We start from the raw sequence: 15,588 nt of genomic DNA on the forward strand, positions 1-15,588 counted from the left end.
CACTGCCCCCGCCACGCCGAGCATCGCCCCCACCGTCGGGCCGCCGCCGCCGGCCGCCGCTCCGTCGGATCCGTGCGCGGTGAACCTGGCCGCCCCGGAGATCGCCAAGGCCGTCTCCTCATTGCCGCGGGATCCGCGCAGCGATCAGGCGTGGAGCCCCGAACCGGTCGCGGGCAACTACAACGCGTGCGCGCAACTGTCGGCCGTGATCGTGCGTGCGAACACCAACGCCGAGAACCCCAACACCCGCGCGGTGATGTTCCACCTCGGCAAGTTCATCCCCACCGGGGTGCCCGACACCTACGGGTTCAACGGCCTCGACCCGGCAGGCACCACCGGCGACACCGTTGCCCTGCGCTATTCCGGCGAGGTCGACGGGCTGGCCAGCATTGTCCGGTTCCGCTGGAACGGCAACGGCGTGGAGCTGATCGGCAACACCGGATAGCTGTCGGACCGCTGCCCTACAGTGGCTGGCGTGTTCGTCGAATCCGTTGGGGCGCAGGACGACGCCGCACACCGCAGGGTCATCTACAGCGCATCCGATCTCGCCGCGGCCGCCCGCTGCGAGTACGCGCTGCTGCGCTCCTTCGACGCCCGGCTGGGGTGGGGTCCGGCGGTGGCCACCGAGGACGATCTGCTGGCCCGCACCGCCCACCTCGGCGACGAACACGAGAAGCGTCACCTCGAGGCGCTGAGGGCCGGCGGTGACCACAACATCACCGTCATCGGCCGGCCGCCGTACACGGTGGCGGGGCTGACCGCCGCCGCCGAGGCCACCACCCGCGCCGTCGCCCGGCGCGCCCCGGTGATCTATCAGGCCGCCATGTTCGACGGCCGGTTCGCCGGCTTCGCCGACTTCCTGGTCCTCGAGGGCGACCGCTACCTGCTGCGCGACACCAAGCTGGCGCGCTCGGTGAAGGTCGAGGCGCTGCTGCAGCTGGCCGCCTACGCCGAGGCCCTGACCGCGGCCGGCGTGCCGGTCGCCGACGAGGTGGAGCTCGTGCTCGGCGACGGAGCCACCGCCCGGTATCCGCTGGAGGAACTGCTGCCGGCGTACCGGCCTCGCCGGGAGGCGCTGCAGCGGCTGCTCGACGGCCATCTGGCCGGCGGCGCGCCGGTGCGCTGGGAGGACGAACACGTCCGAGCGTGCTTCCGCTGCCCGGAGTGCAGCGTCGAGGTGCGCGCGCAGGACGATCTGCTGCTGGTGGCGGGTATGCGGGTGAGCCAGCGGGCCCGGTTCCTCGACGCGGGGATCACGACGGTCGACGAACTCGCCGCGCACCGCGGGCCGGTGCCGGAACTGGCTGCGCGCACCGTCGCCGCGCTGAGCGCGCAGGCCCGGCTGCAGATCGCGCCGCGCGTCGACGGGAAACCGCCGTACGAGGTCGCCGATCCGCAGCCGCTGATGCTGCTCCCCGAACCCGACAAGGGTGACCTGTTCTTCGACTTCGAGGGCGACCCGCTGTGGACCGACGACGGCCACGAGTGGGGGCTGGAGTACCTGTTCGGCGTGCTCGACACCGCGGACGGGTTCCACCCGCTGTGGGCGCACGACCGCAGGCAGGAGCGCACGGCGCTCGAGGACTTCCTCGAGTTCGTGCGCAAACGGCGCAGACGCCACCCCACCATGCACATCTACCACTACGCCGCCTACGAGAAGACGGCGCTGCTGCGGCTCGCCGGGCGGTACGGCGTCGGCGAGGAGGCGGTCGACGACCTGCTGCGCAGCGGTGTGCTGGTCGACCTGTACCCGCTGGTGCGCAAGAGCTTTCGCATCGGCACCGAGAACTACAGCCTCAAATCGCTCGAACCGCTCTACATGGGTGGCCAACTCCGCACCGGCGACGTGACGACGGCCGCGGCGTCGATCACCCAGTACGCCGAGTACTGCGAACTGCGCGCCGCGGGACGCAACGACGAGGCGGCGGGTGTCCTCAAGGAGATCGAGGACTACAACCGGTACGACTGCACCTCGACGCGCAAGCTGCGTGACTGGCTGGTGTGCCGGGCCATCGACTGCGAGGTGCCGCCGCGGGGGCCGCAGCCGGTCCGCGACGGCGCCGAACCCGAACCCGTCGACGCCCTGGACCGCGCGCTGTGCCGCTACGCGGGCGACGAGCTGGAGGGCCGCACCCCGGAGCAGTCGGCGGTCGCGATGGTGGCCGCCGCCCGCGGCTACCACCGCCGCGAGGACAAACCGTTCTGGTGGTCGCACTTCGACCGGCTCAACAACCCCGTCGACGAATGGGCCGACAGCACCGACGTCTTCCTCGTCGACACCGACGGCGCGCAGGTCGACACGGACTGGCACACCCCGCCGCGCGCCCGCAAACCGCAGCGCCGGGTCCGGCTGACCGGCGCGATGGCCGCGGGTGGGCTCAGCCGCGAGATGTACGCGCTGTATGAGCCGCCCGCCCCGGAAGGGCTCGGCGACGATCCGGACCGGCGGGCCGCGGGCAGCGCCACCGTCGTCGAGTACGACGACGCCGACGCGCCCACCGAGGTCGTCATCGTCGAGCGGACCCCCCGGGGCGGCGGGGTGTTCGACCAGCTGCCGTTCGCGCTGGCGCCCGGACCCCCGATCCGCACGACCGCGCTGCGCGACTCGATCGAGGCGACCGCCACCGAGGTGGCCGAGAGCCTGCCGCGGCTGCCCGCCACCGCCGTCACCGACATCCTGTTGCGCCGTCCGCCCCGCACCCGTAGCGGCGGCCCGCTGCCCACGGGGCCGGACACCCCGGCGGTGATCACCACCGCGCTGCTCGACCTCGACTCGTCCTATCTGGCCGTGCACGGCCCGCCGGGCACCGGCAAGACGTTCACGGCGGCGACGATCATCGCGACGCTGGTCGACACCCACGGCTGGCGGGTCGGCGTGGTGGCGCAGTCCCATGCGGTGGTGGAGAACCTGTTCCGCGGGATCATCGGCGCCGGGGTGGACGCGGCGCGGGTCGCCAAGAAGCGGCACGGTGACGACGCCTGCTGGACCGTGCTCGACGAGGCGCAGTTCCCGGCGTTCCTCAGTGACAACGACGGCTGCGTCGTCGGGGGCACCGCGTGGGATTTCGCCAACGGCAACCGGATTCCGCGCGGCTGCCTCGACCTGCTCGTCATCGAGGAGGCCGGGCAGTTCTGCCTGGCCAACACCATCGCCGTCGCGCCGGCCGCGGCGAACCTGCTGCTGCTCGGCGACCCGCAGCAGCTGCCGCAGGTCAGTCAGGGCACACATCCCGAACCGGTCGACACCTCGGCGCTCGGCTGGCTGGTCGACGGTGCGCACACGCTGCCCGCTGAACGCGGTTACTTCCTCGACGTGTCGTACCGGATGCACCCGCGGGTGTGCGCGGCGGTGTCCCGGCTGTCCTACGACGGTCGGCTGCAGTCGTTCGACGCCGTCACCGCCGCGCGCACCCTCGAGGGCTGGTCACCCGGCGTGCACCAGGTGACCGTCCCGCACGACGGCAACGCGACCGAGAGCCCGGAGGAGGCCGACGCGATCGTCGCGCGGATCCGCCCGCTGCTGGGCGCGGTGTGGACCGACGAGGACGGGCCCCGGCCGCTCACCGAAGACGACGTGATGGTGGTGACGCCGTACAACGCGCAGGTGGTGTTGCTGCGGCAGCGCCTCGACGCCGCGGGGCTGGCCGGTGTGCGGGTGGGCACCGTGGACAAGTTCCAGGGTCAGCAGGCGCCGGTGGTGTTCATCTCGATGGTGGCCTCGTCCATCGATGACGTGCCGCGCGGAATCTCGTTCCTGCTCAACCGCAACCGCCTCAACGTGGCGATCAGCCGGGCCAAGTACGCGGCGGTGATCGTGCGGTCGGAGGCGCTCACCGAGTACCTGCCCGCCACGCCGAGGGGGCTCGTCGAGCTCGGCGCGTTCCTGTCGTTGACGACGTAGGCGCGCCCACAGCGGTGCCGGGCCCGTCGTCGTCAGTCGCCGCGCGAATGGCGGCCCCGCGACTGCTCGGGCGCCCGCCGCAGCCACTCGGGCTCGCCGTCGCCGTCGTCGCGGTACCGGCGCCGCCGCCCGTTCGTCGGCTCGACGGCGGGCCGTGGCGGGGTCTCCGGCAGCAGTTCGTCGAGGACGCGACGCCACGGGTCCTCGGCGGGGGCCGGTTCGGGATGCACCGACCTGCGCGGCGCATGGGCGACGAGCGGCTGGGTGACGCTGTCGTCGGCGCCGACGTCCGGGCGTGGCGTGATCGGTTCGGTGAACTGCAGGTCGTCCCAGGTGACCGCGTACTCGAGATAGTCGTCGTCGTCGACATAGCCGTCGCCGTCGTCCTGCGGCTCGGCTCGTGCCGCCGGCGCGGCGGGAACCGGCGCGGGGCGATCACCGAAACCGCGCAGGAAGATCGCCGCGACCACACCGATCAGCGCCACGAACGCCGACAGCAGCAGCGACTGCGACATCGCCGCGGCGAACGGCGCGTGCAGGAACGGCGGCAGCGCGGAGACCGCACCCTCCCCGCGCGGCGCCGCGCCCGTCGCCGACGGCATCTCCGCGCTGATCCGCGACGTCATGAACGCCGCCATGCTCGCGCTGCCCAGCACGGACCCGACCTGGCGCGTCGTGTTGTAGACACCCGATCCCGCGCCGGCGAGGTCCGCCGGCTGGTTGCGCGTCGCGGTGGCTGCCAGCGGTGACCAGATGAACGCCATGCCGATACCCATGACGAGGAACGGCAGCACCAGCCGCCAGATCGGCGTGTCCGGCGCCATCTCGACGGACAACCACGTCAGCGCGATCGCCAGCGCCGAGAACCCGAACCCGATGATCGGTCGCGGGTGGGTGCGGTCGACGATGCGCCCCACCACGGGCGCCAGCACTCCGGTGGCGATCGCCATCGGCGCGGTCAACAGCGCCGACTCGGTGGGCGTCAGCCCGCACACCGCCTGGGCGTAGAACATGACCGGCACGATCATGCCCGTCACCACGAACCCGATCACGGCCACACCGAAGCTGGACAGCGAGAAGTCGCGGTCACCGAAGATGCGCAACGGGATCAGCGGTTCGTGCGGGTTGACCGACTGCCAGTAGACGAAGCCCGCCATCACCGCGACACCGGTCAGAATGACCGCCCAGATCCAGGGCTGCCAATCATGGGACTGCCCCTCCTGCAGTCCGAAGACGATCGCGAACATGCCGATGCCCGACAGCAGCACCCCGAGCAGATCGAACCGGTGCGCGGTGGTGGGCAGCGCGGGCACCCGCCAGAACGCCAGCGCCAGACCCGCCAGCCCGACCGGCACGTTGACGAAGAAGATCCACTGCCATCCGAGGTGGTCCACCAGGACGCCACCCGCCAGCGGCCCCACCAGCGTGGCCACCCCGGCCGTCGCGCCCCAGACGCTCATCGCCACACCGCGGCGTTCGGGCGGGAAGATCCGGGTGATCGTCGAGAGGGTCTGCGGCGTCAAGAGCGCGGCGCCGATGCCCTGGACGACGCGCGCGGCGATCAGCATGTCGATGGACCCGGCCAGCCCGCACCACAGCGACGCGGCGGTGAAGACGGCCAGACCGAGCAGGTAGAGGTTCTTGGGTCCGAACCGGTCCCCGAGCCGGCCCGCCACCAGCAGCGGGACCGCGTAGGCGAGCAGGTACGCGCTGGTCACCCAGATGACCGCGTCGTAGTCGGCGCCCAGCTTCTCCATGAGGACCGGGTTGGCGACCGCCACGATGGTGGCGTCCACCAGGATCATGAAGAAGCCGACCATCATGGCCCACAGCGCGGGCCATGGGTCACCGGTCACCGGTCGGGCTTGTGAGGTGGAGAACATATCGGGTCGACTCGCCTATCGAAGGATGCAGCCAGCCGACGCTACGTACCCGGCACCGGACGAAACAAGTCCACGGGCGGCCGGGCACTCACGCGGGTTCGGCGGCCGCCTCGTCCAGGGCCTGGTCGAAGGCCTCGTCGAGCTCGTCGTCGGTGAGCTCCCCGTCGTCGCCGGTCCCCCGCAACCCGACGGCCACCAAGGCGACCAGCGCCACGATCGTGCCGACCGTCATGACCAGGGCGAGTGCGAACTCGTCGTTGCCGAGCACACCGACCAGCGGTGCCACCGCCGCACCGAGCCCGAACTGCCCGGCGCCGAGCAGGGCCGCCGCGGTGCCCGCGGCCTCGTGGTGCCGCGACAGCGCGACCGCAGGCGCGTTCGGCAACACCAATCCCATCGCGGCCAGGATCACCCATACTGACACCAGGAATCCGGCCAGACCGCCGGCACGGGCGAGCGTCAGACCGACGAAGACGACACCGGCCAGCGACGCCACGGCCAGCGCCCACACCATGATCTGCTGCGGCGAGAACCGGCGCAGCAGCACCACGTTGAACTGGGTGGTGCCGATCAGCGCCACCGCTCCGGCGCCGAACACCAGCGCGAACGTCTGCTGATCCAGCCCGTAGTCGCCCTGCAGCACGAACGCCGCGCCGGCGATGTAGGCGAACAACCCGGACATGCCCAGCGCCGCCACCACGACGAGCACGACGAACCGCAGGTCACGCAGCAGCGAGGCGTAGGTGCCCGCGATGCCGCGGACGTTGAGCGGACGGCGGTGCGCCGCGGGCAGCGTCTCCGGCAGCACCAGGGCCGCCACGAGCAGCAGCCCGCCGGCCAGCACGACGAGCGCGGCGAACACCCACTGCCACGACGCGTGCAGCAGCACCGCCGCGCCCAGCGACGGCGCCAGCACCGGCGCGACCCCGAGCACGAGCATCAGCCGCGACATCACCGTGGCCGCGGCCCTGCCGGCGAACAGGTCGCCCACCACCGCGATCGCCACCACCGTGGTGGCGGCGGCGCCCATGCCCTGCAGTCCGCGGGCGACTCCGAGCACGGTGATGTCGGGCGCCAGCATGCACAGCACCGACGCCAGCATGTGCAGCACGATCCCGGCCATCAGCGGGCGGCGCCGCCCCAGCGAATCCGACAGCGGGCCCACCACCAACTGGCCGAGCGCGAGCCCCGCCAGGGTGCCGGTGAGCGTGAGCTGCGCGACCGACGAGGACACGTTCAGTTCTTCGGCGATGCTCGGCAGCGCAGGCAGATACATGTCGATCGTGAGCGGACCGAGAGCGACCAGGGCGCCGAGCACCACGATCATCCGCACCCGGCTCGGCGCGACGGGCACCGGCGCACCGAGGGCAGGGGTCTCGTTCACGTGGGGGGATGTTGCCATGGATAGGGTCAGCGAGTCGCGTCGATATTTTCTTCCATCCGCCACCGAACAGTGACTGCAGTCACTGCCCGGCACCCCGCGGCGGTGGTCGTTCGTTGTCATCGCGTTAGCCTGGGAAGTCAGGCGCCACGGTAAGGGAGGCCTCGCGATGAGCGCTCGATCGGACCGCAAGAAACAGCTGGCGCTCGCCGGCCAGAACCCCGACGACAAACCGGGCGCGGCGGCCAAGGTGCTGTCGCAGATCATCGAACGCAGCTCCCGGGTGCAGGAGCCCGCGGTGAAGGCGTACGTGAACCGGGTCCGCGCCGGTGACCGCAACGCCTCCCCGGCCCAGATCATCGGCAAGCTGGAAAAGCACTACATGAGCGCGGTGATGGCCAGCGGCGCCGCGGTCGGCTCCACCGCGGCCCTGCCCGGCATCGGCACGCTCGCGGCGATGTCGGCGGTGGCAGGCGAGACCGTGGTGTTCCTGGAGGCGACGTCGCTGTTCGTCCTCGCGGTCGCCGAGGTGCACGGCATCCCGGCCCACGAACGGGAGCGGCGCCGGGCGCTGGTGCTCTCGGTGCTCGTCGGGGAGGACAGCAAGCAGGCGGTCGCCGACCTCCTCGGCCGCGGCCGCACCGGTGGCGCGTGGGTCAGCGAAGGGGCGGCAACGCTTCCGCTGCCCGCGGTGTCGCAACTCAATTCGCGGCTGCTGAGGTACTTCGTCAAGCGCTACACCCTCAAACGCGGCGCGCTGGCGTTCGGCAAGGTGCTGCCGGTCGGCATCGGCGCCGTCGTCGGCGGGGTCGGCAACCGGATGATGGGCAAGAAGATCGTCGAGAACGCCCGATCGGCCTTCGGCCCGCCGCCGTCGCGCTGGCCGGCGACACTGCACGTGCTGCCGTCGGTGCAACCGAATTCATGACCACTACGACCACAACCCGCCCAAGGCGGCATTGCCGTGGTCCGCTGGTGGCCGGAGCGCTAGCCTTTAGTCGGCGCCAAAGCGGGTAACCCGCAGAACAGAACATGAGCGGCGAGCATCCTTGCCATGCTCGCCTGAGACGACGGAATCGAGGCGAGTAGCTGCCGTGAGCAGTTCACCTTCACCATTCGGCCAGAACGAATGGTTGGTCGAGGAGATGTATCGCAAATTCCGCGAGGATCCCTCGTCGGTAGACCCCAGTTGGCACGAGTTCCTCGTCGACTACAACCCGGAACCGACCACCGACTCCAGCGGGAGCGGGAACGGTCAGCAGACGGCCACCACCGCGGCACCGAAGACCCCACCGGAGCCGGCGCCCGCCCCGGCGCCCAAGGCCCGGGACTCGAAGGCGCAAGCCGCCACGTCACCTGACTCGAAGCAGGACTCGAAGTCGCAGGATTCGAAGTCGCAGACGAAAGCCAAGCCCGCCGAATCGAAGTCGTCGACCAAGCCGGCCGACACCAAGACGTCCGACAAGTCCGCGAAGTCCGACAAGTCGAGCAACGGCGCCGCCAAGCCGGCGTCGCAGCCGTCCGACGACAGCGACCAGAACCAGGTGCTGCGCGGCGCCGCCGCGGCCGTCGCCAAGAACATGTCGGCGTCGCTGGAGGTGCCGACCGCGACCAGCGTGCGCGCCATCCCGGCGAAGCTGATGATCGACAACCGCGTCGTCATCAACAACCACCTCAAGCGCACGCGCGGCGGCAAGATCAGCTTCACCCACCTGATCGGCTACGCGATCGTGGCGGCGGTCAAGAAGTTCCCCAACATGAACCGCCACTTCACCGAGGTCGACGGCAAGCCGAACGCGGTCACCCCCGCGCACACCAACCTCGGCCTCGCCATCGACCTGCAGGGCAAGGACGGTAACCGGCAACTGGTCGTCGCGGCGATCAAGAAGGCCGACACCATGCGGTTCGGCCAGTTCATCGCCGCCTACGAGGACATCGTGCGGCGGGCCCGCGACGGCAAGCTCACCGCCGAGGACTTCTCCGGTGTGACGATCTCGCTGACCAACCCGGGCACCATCGGCACCGTGCACTCGGTGCCCCGGCTGATGCGCGGACAGGGCGCGATCATCGGCGTCGGCGCGATGGAGTACCCGGCGGAGTTCCAGGGGGCCAGCGAGGAACGCATCGCCGACCTCGGCATCGGCAAACTCATCACGCTGACGTCCACCTACGACCACCGCATCATCCAGGGCGCGGAATCCGGTGACTTCCTGCGGACCGTGCACCAGCTGCTGCTGTCCGACGAGTTCTTCGACGAGATCTTCCGCGAGCTCGGCATCCCGTACGAGCCGGTGCGCTGGCGCACCGACAACCCCGATTCGATCGAGGACAAGAACGCCCGCGTCATCGAGCTGATCGCGGCGTACCGCAACCGCGGCCACCTGATGGCCGACATCGACCCGCTGCGGTTGGACAAGGACCGCTTCCGCAGCCACCCCGACCTCGACGTGCTCACCCACGGCCTGACGCTGTGGGATCTGGACCGCGAGTTCAAGGTCAACGGGTTCGCCGGCGCCGAGCGCAAGAAGCTGCGCGACGTGCTCGCCGTGCTGCGCGACTCCTACTGCCGCCACATCGGCGTCGAGTACACCCACATCCTCGAACCCGAACAGCAGCAATGGCTGCAGGATCGTATCGAGGGCACCCACGAGAAGCCGACCGTCGCGCAGCAGAAGTACATCCTGAGCCGGCTCAACGCCGCCGAGGCCTTCGAGACGTTCCTGCAGACCAAATACGTTGGGCAGAAACGGTTCTCACTGGAAGGCGCCGAGACCGTCATCCCGGCGATGGACGCGGTGATCGACCAGTGCGCCGAGCACGCGCTCGACGAGGTCGTCGTCGGCATGCCGCACCGCGGCCGGCTCAACGTGCTGGCCAACATCGTCGGCAAGCCCTACAGCCAGATCTTCAGCGAGTTCGAGGGCAACCTCAACCCCTCGCAGGCGCACGGCTCCGGCGATGTGAAGTACCACCTCGGCTCTAGCGGCACGTACCTGCAGATGTTCGGCGACAACGACATCACGGTGTCGCTGACCGCCAACCCGAGCCACCTCGAGGCCGTCGACCCGGTGATGGAAGGCCTGGTGCGCGCCAAACAGGATCTGCTCGACAAGGGCGCCAGCGACGACGGCTACACCGTCGTACCGCTGATGCTGCACGGTGACGCCGCGTTCGCCGGCCAGGGTGTGGTGGCCGAGACGCTGAACCTGGCGCTGCTGCGCGGCTACCGCACCGGCGGCACGATCCACCTCATCGTCAACAACCAGATCGGCTTCACCACCTCGCCTGCGGCCGCGAAGTCGTCGGAGTACTGCACCGACGTGGCGAAGATGATCGGCGCGCCGATCTTCCACGTCAACGGCGACGACCCCGAGGCCGCGGTGTGGGTGTCCCGGCTGGCCGTCGACTTCCGGCAGAAGTTCAAGAAGGACGTCGTCATCGACCTGCTGTGCTACCGCCGCCGCGGGCACAACGAGGGTGACGACCCGTCGATGACCCAGCCCTCGATGTACGACGTGATCGACACCAAGCGCGGGGTCCGCAAGAGCTACACCGAAGCGCTGATCGGCCGCGGCGACATCTCCATGAAGGAGGCCGAGGACGCGCTGCGCGACTACCAGGGGCAGCTCGAACAGGTCTTCAACGAAGTCCGCGAACTCGAGAAGCACGAGATCGAGCCCAGCGAATCGGTGGAAGCCGACCAGCAGATCCCGGCCAAACTCGCCACCGCGGTGGACAAGTCACTGCTGGCCCGCATCGGCGACGCCCACCTGGCGGTGCCGGAGGGCTTCACCGTCCACCCGCGCGTCAAGCCGGTGCTCGAGAAGCGCCGCGAGATGGCCTACGAGGGCAAGGTCGACTGGGCGTTCGCCGAACTGCTGGCCCTGGGCACGATGATCGCCGAGGGCAAGCTGGTCCGGCTGTCCGGTCAGGACACCCGCCGCGGCACGTTCACCCAGCGCCACTCGGTGGTGATCGACCGCAAGACCGGCAAGGAGTTCACGCCGCTGCAGCTGCTGGCGACGGACTCCGACGGCAACCCGACCGGCGGCAAGTTCCTGGTGTACGACTCGCCGCTGTCGGAGTTCGCCGCGGTGGGCTTCGAATACGGCTACTCCGTCGGCAACCCGGACGCAATGGTGTTGTGGGAGGCGCAGTTCGGCGACTTCATCAACGGTGCGCAGTCGATCATCGACGAGTTCATCAGCTCCGGTGAGGCGAAGTGGGGTCAGCTCTCCGACGTCGTGCTGCTGCTGCCGCACGGCCACGAGGGTCAGGGTCCCGACCACACCTCGGGCCGCATCGAGCGGTTCCTGCAGCTGTGGGCGGAGGGCTCGATGACGATCGCGTTGCCGTCGACCCCGGCGAACTACTTCCACCTGCTGCGCAGGCACAGCCTCGACGGGATCCAGCGGCCGCTGATCGTCTTCACGCCGAAGTCGATGCTGCGCAACAAGGCCGCGGTCAGCGACATCCGCGATTTCACCGAGCAGAAGTTCCGCTCGGTGCTCGAGGAGCCGACCTACACCGACGGCGACGGCGACCGCAACAAGGTCACGCGGGTGCTGCTCACCAGCGGCAAGATCTACTACGAGCTGGTGGCGCGCAAGAACAAGGAAGGCCGCGACGACGTGGCGATCGTGCGCATCGAGCAGCTCGCCCCGCTGCCCAAGCGACGGCTCGCCGAGACGCTGGACAAGTACCCGAACGTCGAGGAGAAGTTCTGGGTGCAGGAGGAGCCGGCGAACCAGGGTGCGTGGCCGACGTTCGGGCTGACGTTGCCCGAGATGCTGCCGGACCACTTCACCGGCATCACGCGGATCTCGCGCCGCGCGATGTCGGCGCCGTCATCGGGTTCGTCGAAGGTGCACGCCGTCGAACAGCAGGAGATCCTCGACGAGGCGTTCGCCCCGTAACGGGGCCCGTGCCGAGATCGACGTTCGGGCGCGATCTACTCGTACTTCCGCGCCCGAACGTTCGTTTCGGCGTTCCTAGAGACCGGGGAGGGGCAGCGGCGACTTGCCGTACGCGAGCGCCGCGACGGCGCCCGGGCAGAAGACCTGGATCGCCAGTCCGGTGAACATGGTGGCCGGCCCCAGCGGGCGGCCGATCATGTCGGCGACGTCGGCCGCGACGTTCGCGACGTTCTGCCCCGGCTCGGCCAGCATCGGGCACACCGACTGGCCGACGCGCACCGCGGTGGCCGTGTCGACCCCGCTCACACCGGACCCCGCCAGCGCGGACAGGAACATGTCGGTGGCCGTGTCGGCCCCCGCGGTTCCCGTGCCCAGCGACATGGCGGACCCGATGATGCCGGACACGGCGAGCGACGCGACGGCCGCGCGGTGGAAGCGCTTCATGCCAGGACCATCGCGGCGCGGTCACAGACCGTTACCCCGCTGTACCGGTACCGCGAGTACCGACTAACCTCGACGCCAGTCAACCGACACGAGGAGTGCGTATGCAGGGCTTCGCCGGCAAGGTCGCCGTCGTCACCGGCGCCGGATCGGGTATCGGGCAGGCGCTGGCCGTCGAGTTGGCCCGCTCCGGGGCCAGCGTCGCGATCAGCGACGTGAACATCGAGGGGCTGGCCGAGACGGAGCGGCGCATCAAGGAGATCGGCGGCCAGGTGAAGGCCGACCGCCTCGACGTCACCGAGCGCGAGGCGTTCCTGCTCTACGCCGACGAGGTCGCCGAGCACTTCGGCAAGGTCAACCAGATCTACAACAACGCAGGCATCGCGTTCACCGGCGACATCGAGGTCAGCCAGTTCAAGGACATCGAACGGGTGATGGACGTCGACTTCTGGGGCGTGGTGAACGGCACCAAGGCGTTCCTGCCCCACCTGATCGCCTCCGGCGACGGACACGTCATCAACGTCTCCAGCGTGTTCGGGTTGTTCGCGGTGCCCGGCCAGGGCGCCTACAACGCGGCCAAGTTCGCGGTGCGCGGCTTCACCGAGGCGCTGAACCAGGAGATGACGGCGGCCGGGCACCCGGTCAAGGTGACCACCGTCCACCCCGGCGGCATCAAGACCGCGATCGCGCGCAACGCCACCGCCGCCGAAGGACTCGACCCGGAGGAACTGGCCAAGCTGTTCGACAAGAAGCTCGCCAACACCAGCCCCGAGACGGCGGCGCGGGTCATCCTCGAGGGGGTCCGCAAGAACAAGGCGCGGGTGCTGATCGGCAACGACGCCAAGGTGCTCGACGCCGTCATCCGAATCGTCGGGCCGCACTACCAGCGCCTGTTCTCCTCGGTGACCGGAAAGCTGCTCCCCCGCCCGCACTGACCGTCAGTCGCGCAGCGGGTGCTCCGCCAGCCATTCGCCGGCGACGACCGCCGGGTCGTCGCCGTCGCGGACACGGGCGCGCATCTCGGCCAGCGCCGCGGTGTCCAGCACACCCGCGACCTCGTTGAGCGCGAGCACCTGCGATTCGCCGAGGGTGTTGCGGCGGTACAGCGGCACGACGTTCTCGGCGCGCACCAGCGAGGTGCTGTCGGCGAGTACCACCAGGTCCGACGGGATGCCCGGCGTCGCGGTCGTCGTCCACGCGGCGTCGACCTCACCGGCCTTCACGGCGTCGAACAGCGATGCGGTGTCACCGAATTCGCGCGGCGCGGGGAGTCTGCAGGTGCCGATCGCCGCCGGGGTGCGCGCCCCGCGGACCCGGCCCGGCCGGACGTCGCCGCACCGGCGCACCACCGCCGAGAGATCCTGGCCGCCCAGTTCGGCGACCGTGTCCTCGGTGACGGCGAGGGCCGGCTTGTCCTCGGCCGCGGTGGTGTAGTCGCCGGCCGCGACACCCTCGGGCAGCGCCGAGACCATGTCGCGGTACACCTGTTCGTCCGCGCGCGCGGTCGCGTCGGGCTGGAACCGGTTCAGCAGGCGGCCGGTCAGCCCCGGCACCACCGCGACGTCACCGGCATCGAGGGCGGTCAGCGGGTCGGCGGTCGGCTCCACCCGGGTGCCGGTGCCGTAGTGGCGCAGGGCAGCGGCATAAAGATGGGCGGTCACCAGCGACGCGTCGTCCTCGGCGGATCCGATCGTCAGCGACGGCCCGGTCTGCGGTCCCCCGCACGCGGTCACCAGGACCGCGCACAGGGCGATCAGCAGACGGCGCACGGTGTGGTGCGGCTCAGCCGACCTGCGAGGCCGCACCGACCGCGGCGGCCACCGCCGGGGCCACCCGCGGATCGAGTGCGCTGGGCACGATGTGGTCGACGGCCAGGTCGTCCCCGACCACCGAGAAGATCGCCTCGGCCGCGGCCACCTTCATCCGCTCGGTGATCCGTCGCGCCCCGGCGTCGAGCGCGCCGCGGAACACGCCGGGGAACGCCAGCACGTTGTTGATCTGGTTCGGGAAGTCGCTGCGGCCGGTCGCCACCACGGCGGCGTACTTGCGCGCGGCGTCGGGGTGGATCTCCGGGTCGGGGTTGGACAGCGCGAACACGATGCCGCCCGGCGCCATCGTGGCGATCAGCTCCTCCGCCACGACACCGGCCGACAGCCCGAGGAACATGTCGGCGCCGTCGAGCGCCTCGGCGACTCCGCCGGTGCGGCCCGCGGGGTTGGTGCGTTCGGCGAGTTCGGCCTTGAAGGAGTTCAGGTCCTCGCGCCCGCTGTGGACGATGCCTTTGCTGTCGAGCACGGTGACGTCGGCGATGCCCGCGGCCAGCAGGATGTTGGCACACGCGACGCCTGCGGCGCCGGCGCCGGAGATCACCACCCGCAGCCCGGTCATGTCCCGGTCGAGCACCCGCGCCGCACCCATCAGCGCGGCGAGGACGACGATCGCGGTGCCGTGCTGATCGTCGTGCATGACCGGGCAGTCGAGCGCCTCGATGACGCGGCGTTCGATCTCGAAGCAGCGCGGCGCCGAGATGTCCTCGAGGTTGACCGCGCCGAACGTCGGGCGCAGCCGCACCAGCGTCTCGACGATCTCGTCGGGGTCCTTGGTGTCGAGCACGATCGGGATCGAGTCGAGCCCGCCGAACGTCTTGAACAGCGCGCTCTTGCCCTCCATCACCGGCAGCGACGCGGCCGCGCCGATGTCGCCGAGGCCGAGCACCGCGCTGCCGTCGCTGACGACGGCGACGAGCCGGTTGGCCCACGTGTACCTGGCGGCCAGGGCGGGGTCCTTCGCGATGGCGCGGCTCACCTGCGCGACACCCGGGGTGTAGGCGATCGACAGCGCCCGCTGGGTGTCCAGCGGCGCCTTGAGCTCCACCGAGAGTTTGCCGCCCTCGTGGGCGGCGAAGATCTCCTCGTCATCGATGACGACCTGCGGGGTGGGAACCGCTGACGAGCGCTCGCGCGAGGAACCAACAACTGTTTCAGCCACGAGTGAACACTATCGGACCCTCAGTTCTCACCGGCCATGCTCACCCCTCGGTGAGGTCCTGGCGGGCGGGTCGGGCGC

General features: G+C 70.3%; 10 protein-coding genes. 5 read left to right on the forward strand and 5 right to left on the reverse strand.

Annotated elements, in window-relative coordinates:
* Both AU195_RS15345 and AU195_RS15350 read left to right on the forward strand, forming a co-directional pair.
* The coding region (locus AU195_RS15345) for an LppP/LprE family lipoprotein (RefSeq protein WP_059159920.1) at positions 1–445 on the forward strand (445 nt) is incomplete at its 5' end.
* Between the two features lie 30 nt (positions 446–475).
* On the forward strand, positions 476–3,901 hold the full coding sequence (locus AU195_RS15350; protein WP_059159921.1) for a TM0106 family RecB-like putative nuclease: 3,426 nt from the start codon (positions 476–478) through the stop codon (positions 3,899–3,901).
* Positions 3,902–3,933: 32 nt separating this feature from the next.
* Here the strand turns inward: AU195_RS15350 and AU195_RS15355 are convergent, their stop codons facing one another.
* Both AU195_RS15355 and AU195_RS15360 read right to left on the reverse strand, forming a co-directional pair.
* On the reverse strand, positions 3,934–5,784 hold the full coding sequence (locus AU195_RS15355; protein ID WP_059159922.1) for an MFS transporter: 1,851 nt from the start codon (positions 5,782–5,784) through the stop codon (positions 3,934–3,936).
* 88 nt (positions 5,785–5,872) lie between these two features.
* Positions 5,873–7,186 (reverse strand): multidrug effflux MFS transporter, encoded by a 1,314-nt coding sequence (locus tag AU195_RS15360; RefSeq protein ID WP_059159923.1) that lies wholly within the window; start codon positions 7,184–7,186, stop codon positions 5,873–5,875.
* A 148-nt stretch (positions 7,187–7,334) separates the two neighbouring features.
* On the opposite strand from AU195_RS15360, the gene AU195_RS15365 reads away from it, so the two are divergent.
* Positions 7,335–8,093, forward strand: coding sequence for a hypothetical protein (locus AU195_RS15365; RefSeq protein WP_059159924.1), 759 nt, complete (start codon positions 7,335–7,337; stop codon positions 8,091–8,093).
* A gap of 217 nt (positions 8,094–8,310) precedes the next feature.
* Positions 8,311–12,081: a multifunctional oxoglutarate decarboxylase/oxoglutarate dehydrogenase thiamine pyrophosphate-binding subunit/dihydrolipoyllysine-residue succinyltransferase subunit gene (locus tag AU195_RS15370; RefSeq protein WP_502687349.1), complete on the forward strand. Its 3,771-nt coding sequence runs from the start codon at positions 8,311–8,313 to the stop codon at positions 12,079–12,081.
* A gap of 75 nt (positions 12,082–12,156) precedes the next feature.
* Here AU195_RS15370 and AU195_RS15375 read toward each other — a convergent pair whose 3' ends face one another.
* Positions 12,157–12,525 (reverse strand): DUF732 domain-containing protein, encoded by a 369-nt coding sequence (locus tag AU195_RS15375; protein ID WP_059159926.1) that lies wholly within the window; start codon positions 12,523–12,525, stop codon positions 12,157–12,159.
* Positions 12,526–12,626: 101 nt separating this feature from the next.
* On the opposite strand from AU195_RS15375, the gene AU195_RS15380 reads away from it, so the two are divergent.
* Positions 12,627–13,457 carry an SDR family NAD(P)-dependent oxidoreductase gene (locus tag AU195_RS15380; RefSeq protein ID WP_059159927.1) on the forward strand — a complete coding sequence of 277 codons (831 nt, stop codon included), beginning with the start codon at positions 12,627–12,629 and terminating at the stop codon, positions 13,455–13,457.
* Between the two features lie 3 nt (positions 13,458–13,460).
* Here AU195_RS15380 and AU195_RS15385 read toward each other — a convergent pair whose 3' ends face one another.
* Positions 13,461–14,291, reverse strand: a complete 831-nt coding sequence (locus AU195_RS15385; RefSeq protein ID WP_059159928.1) for a glycine betaine ABC transporter substrate-binding protein — start codon at positions 14,289–14,291, stop codon at positions 13,461–13,463.
* Between the two features lie 13 nt (positions 14,292–14,304).
* A complete protein-coding gene (locus tag AU195_RS15390; RefSeq protein ID WP_059159929.1) occupies positions 14,305–15,510 on the reverse strand; it encodes an NAD(P)-dependent malic enzyme in 1,206 nt (401 codons plus the stop codon).
* Between the last annotated feature and the right edge of the window lie 78 nt (positions 15,511–15,588).

Source organism: Mycobacterium sp. IS-1496 (assembly GCF_001499995.1).
In the GTDB taxonomy this organism is placed as follows: domain Bacteria; phylum Actinomycetota; class Actinomycetes; order Mycobacteriales; family Mycobacteriaceae; genus Mycobacterium.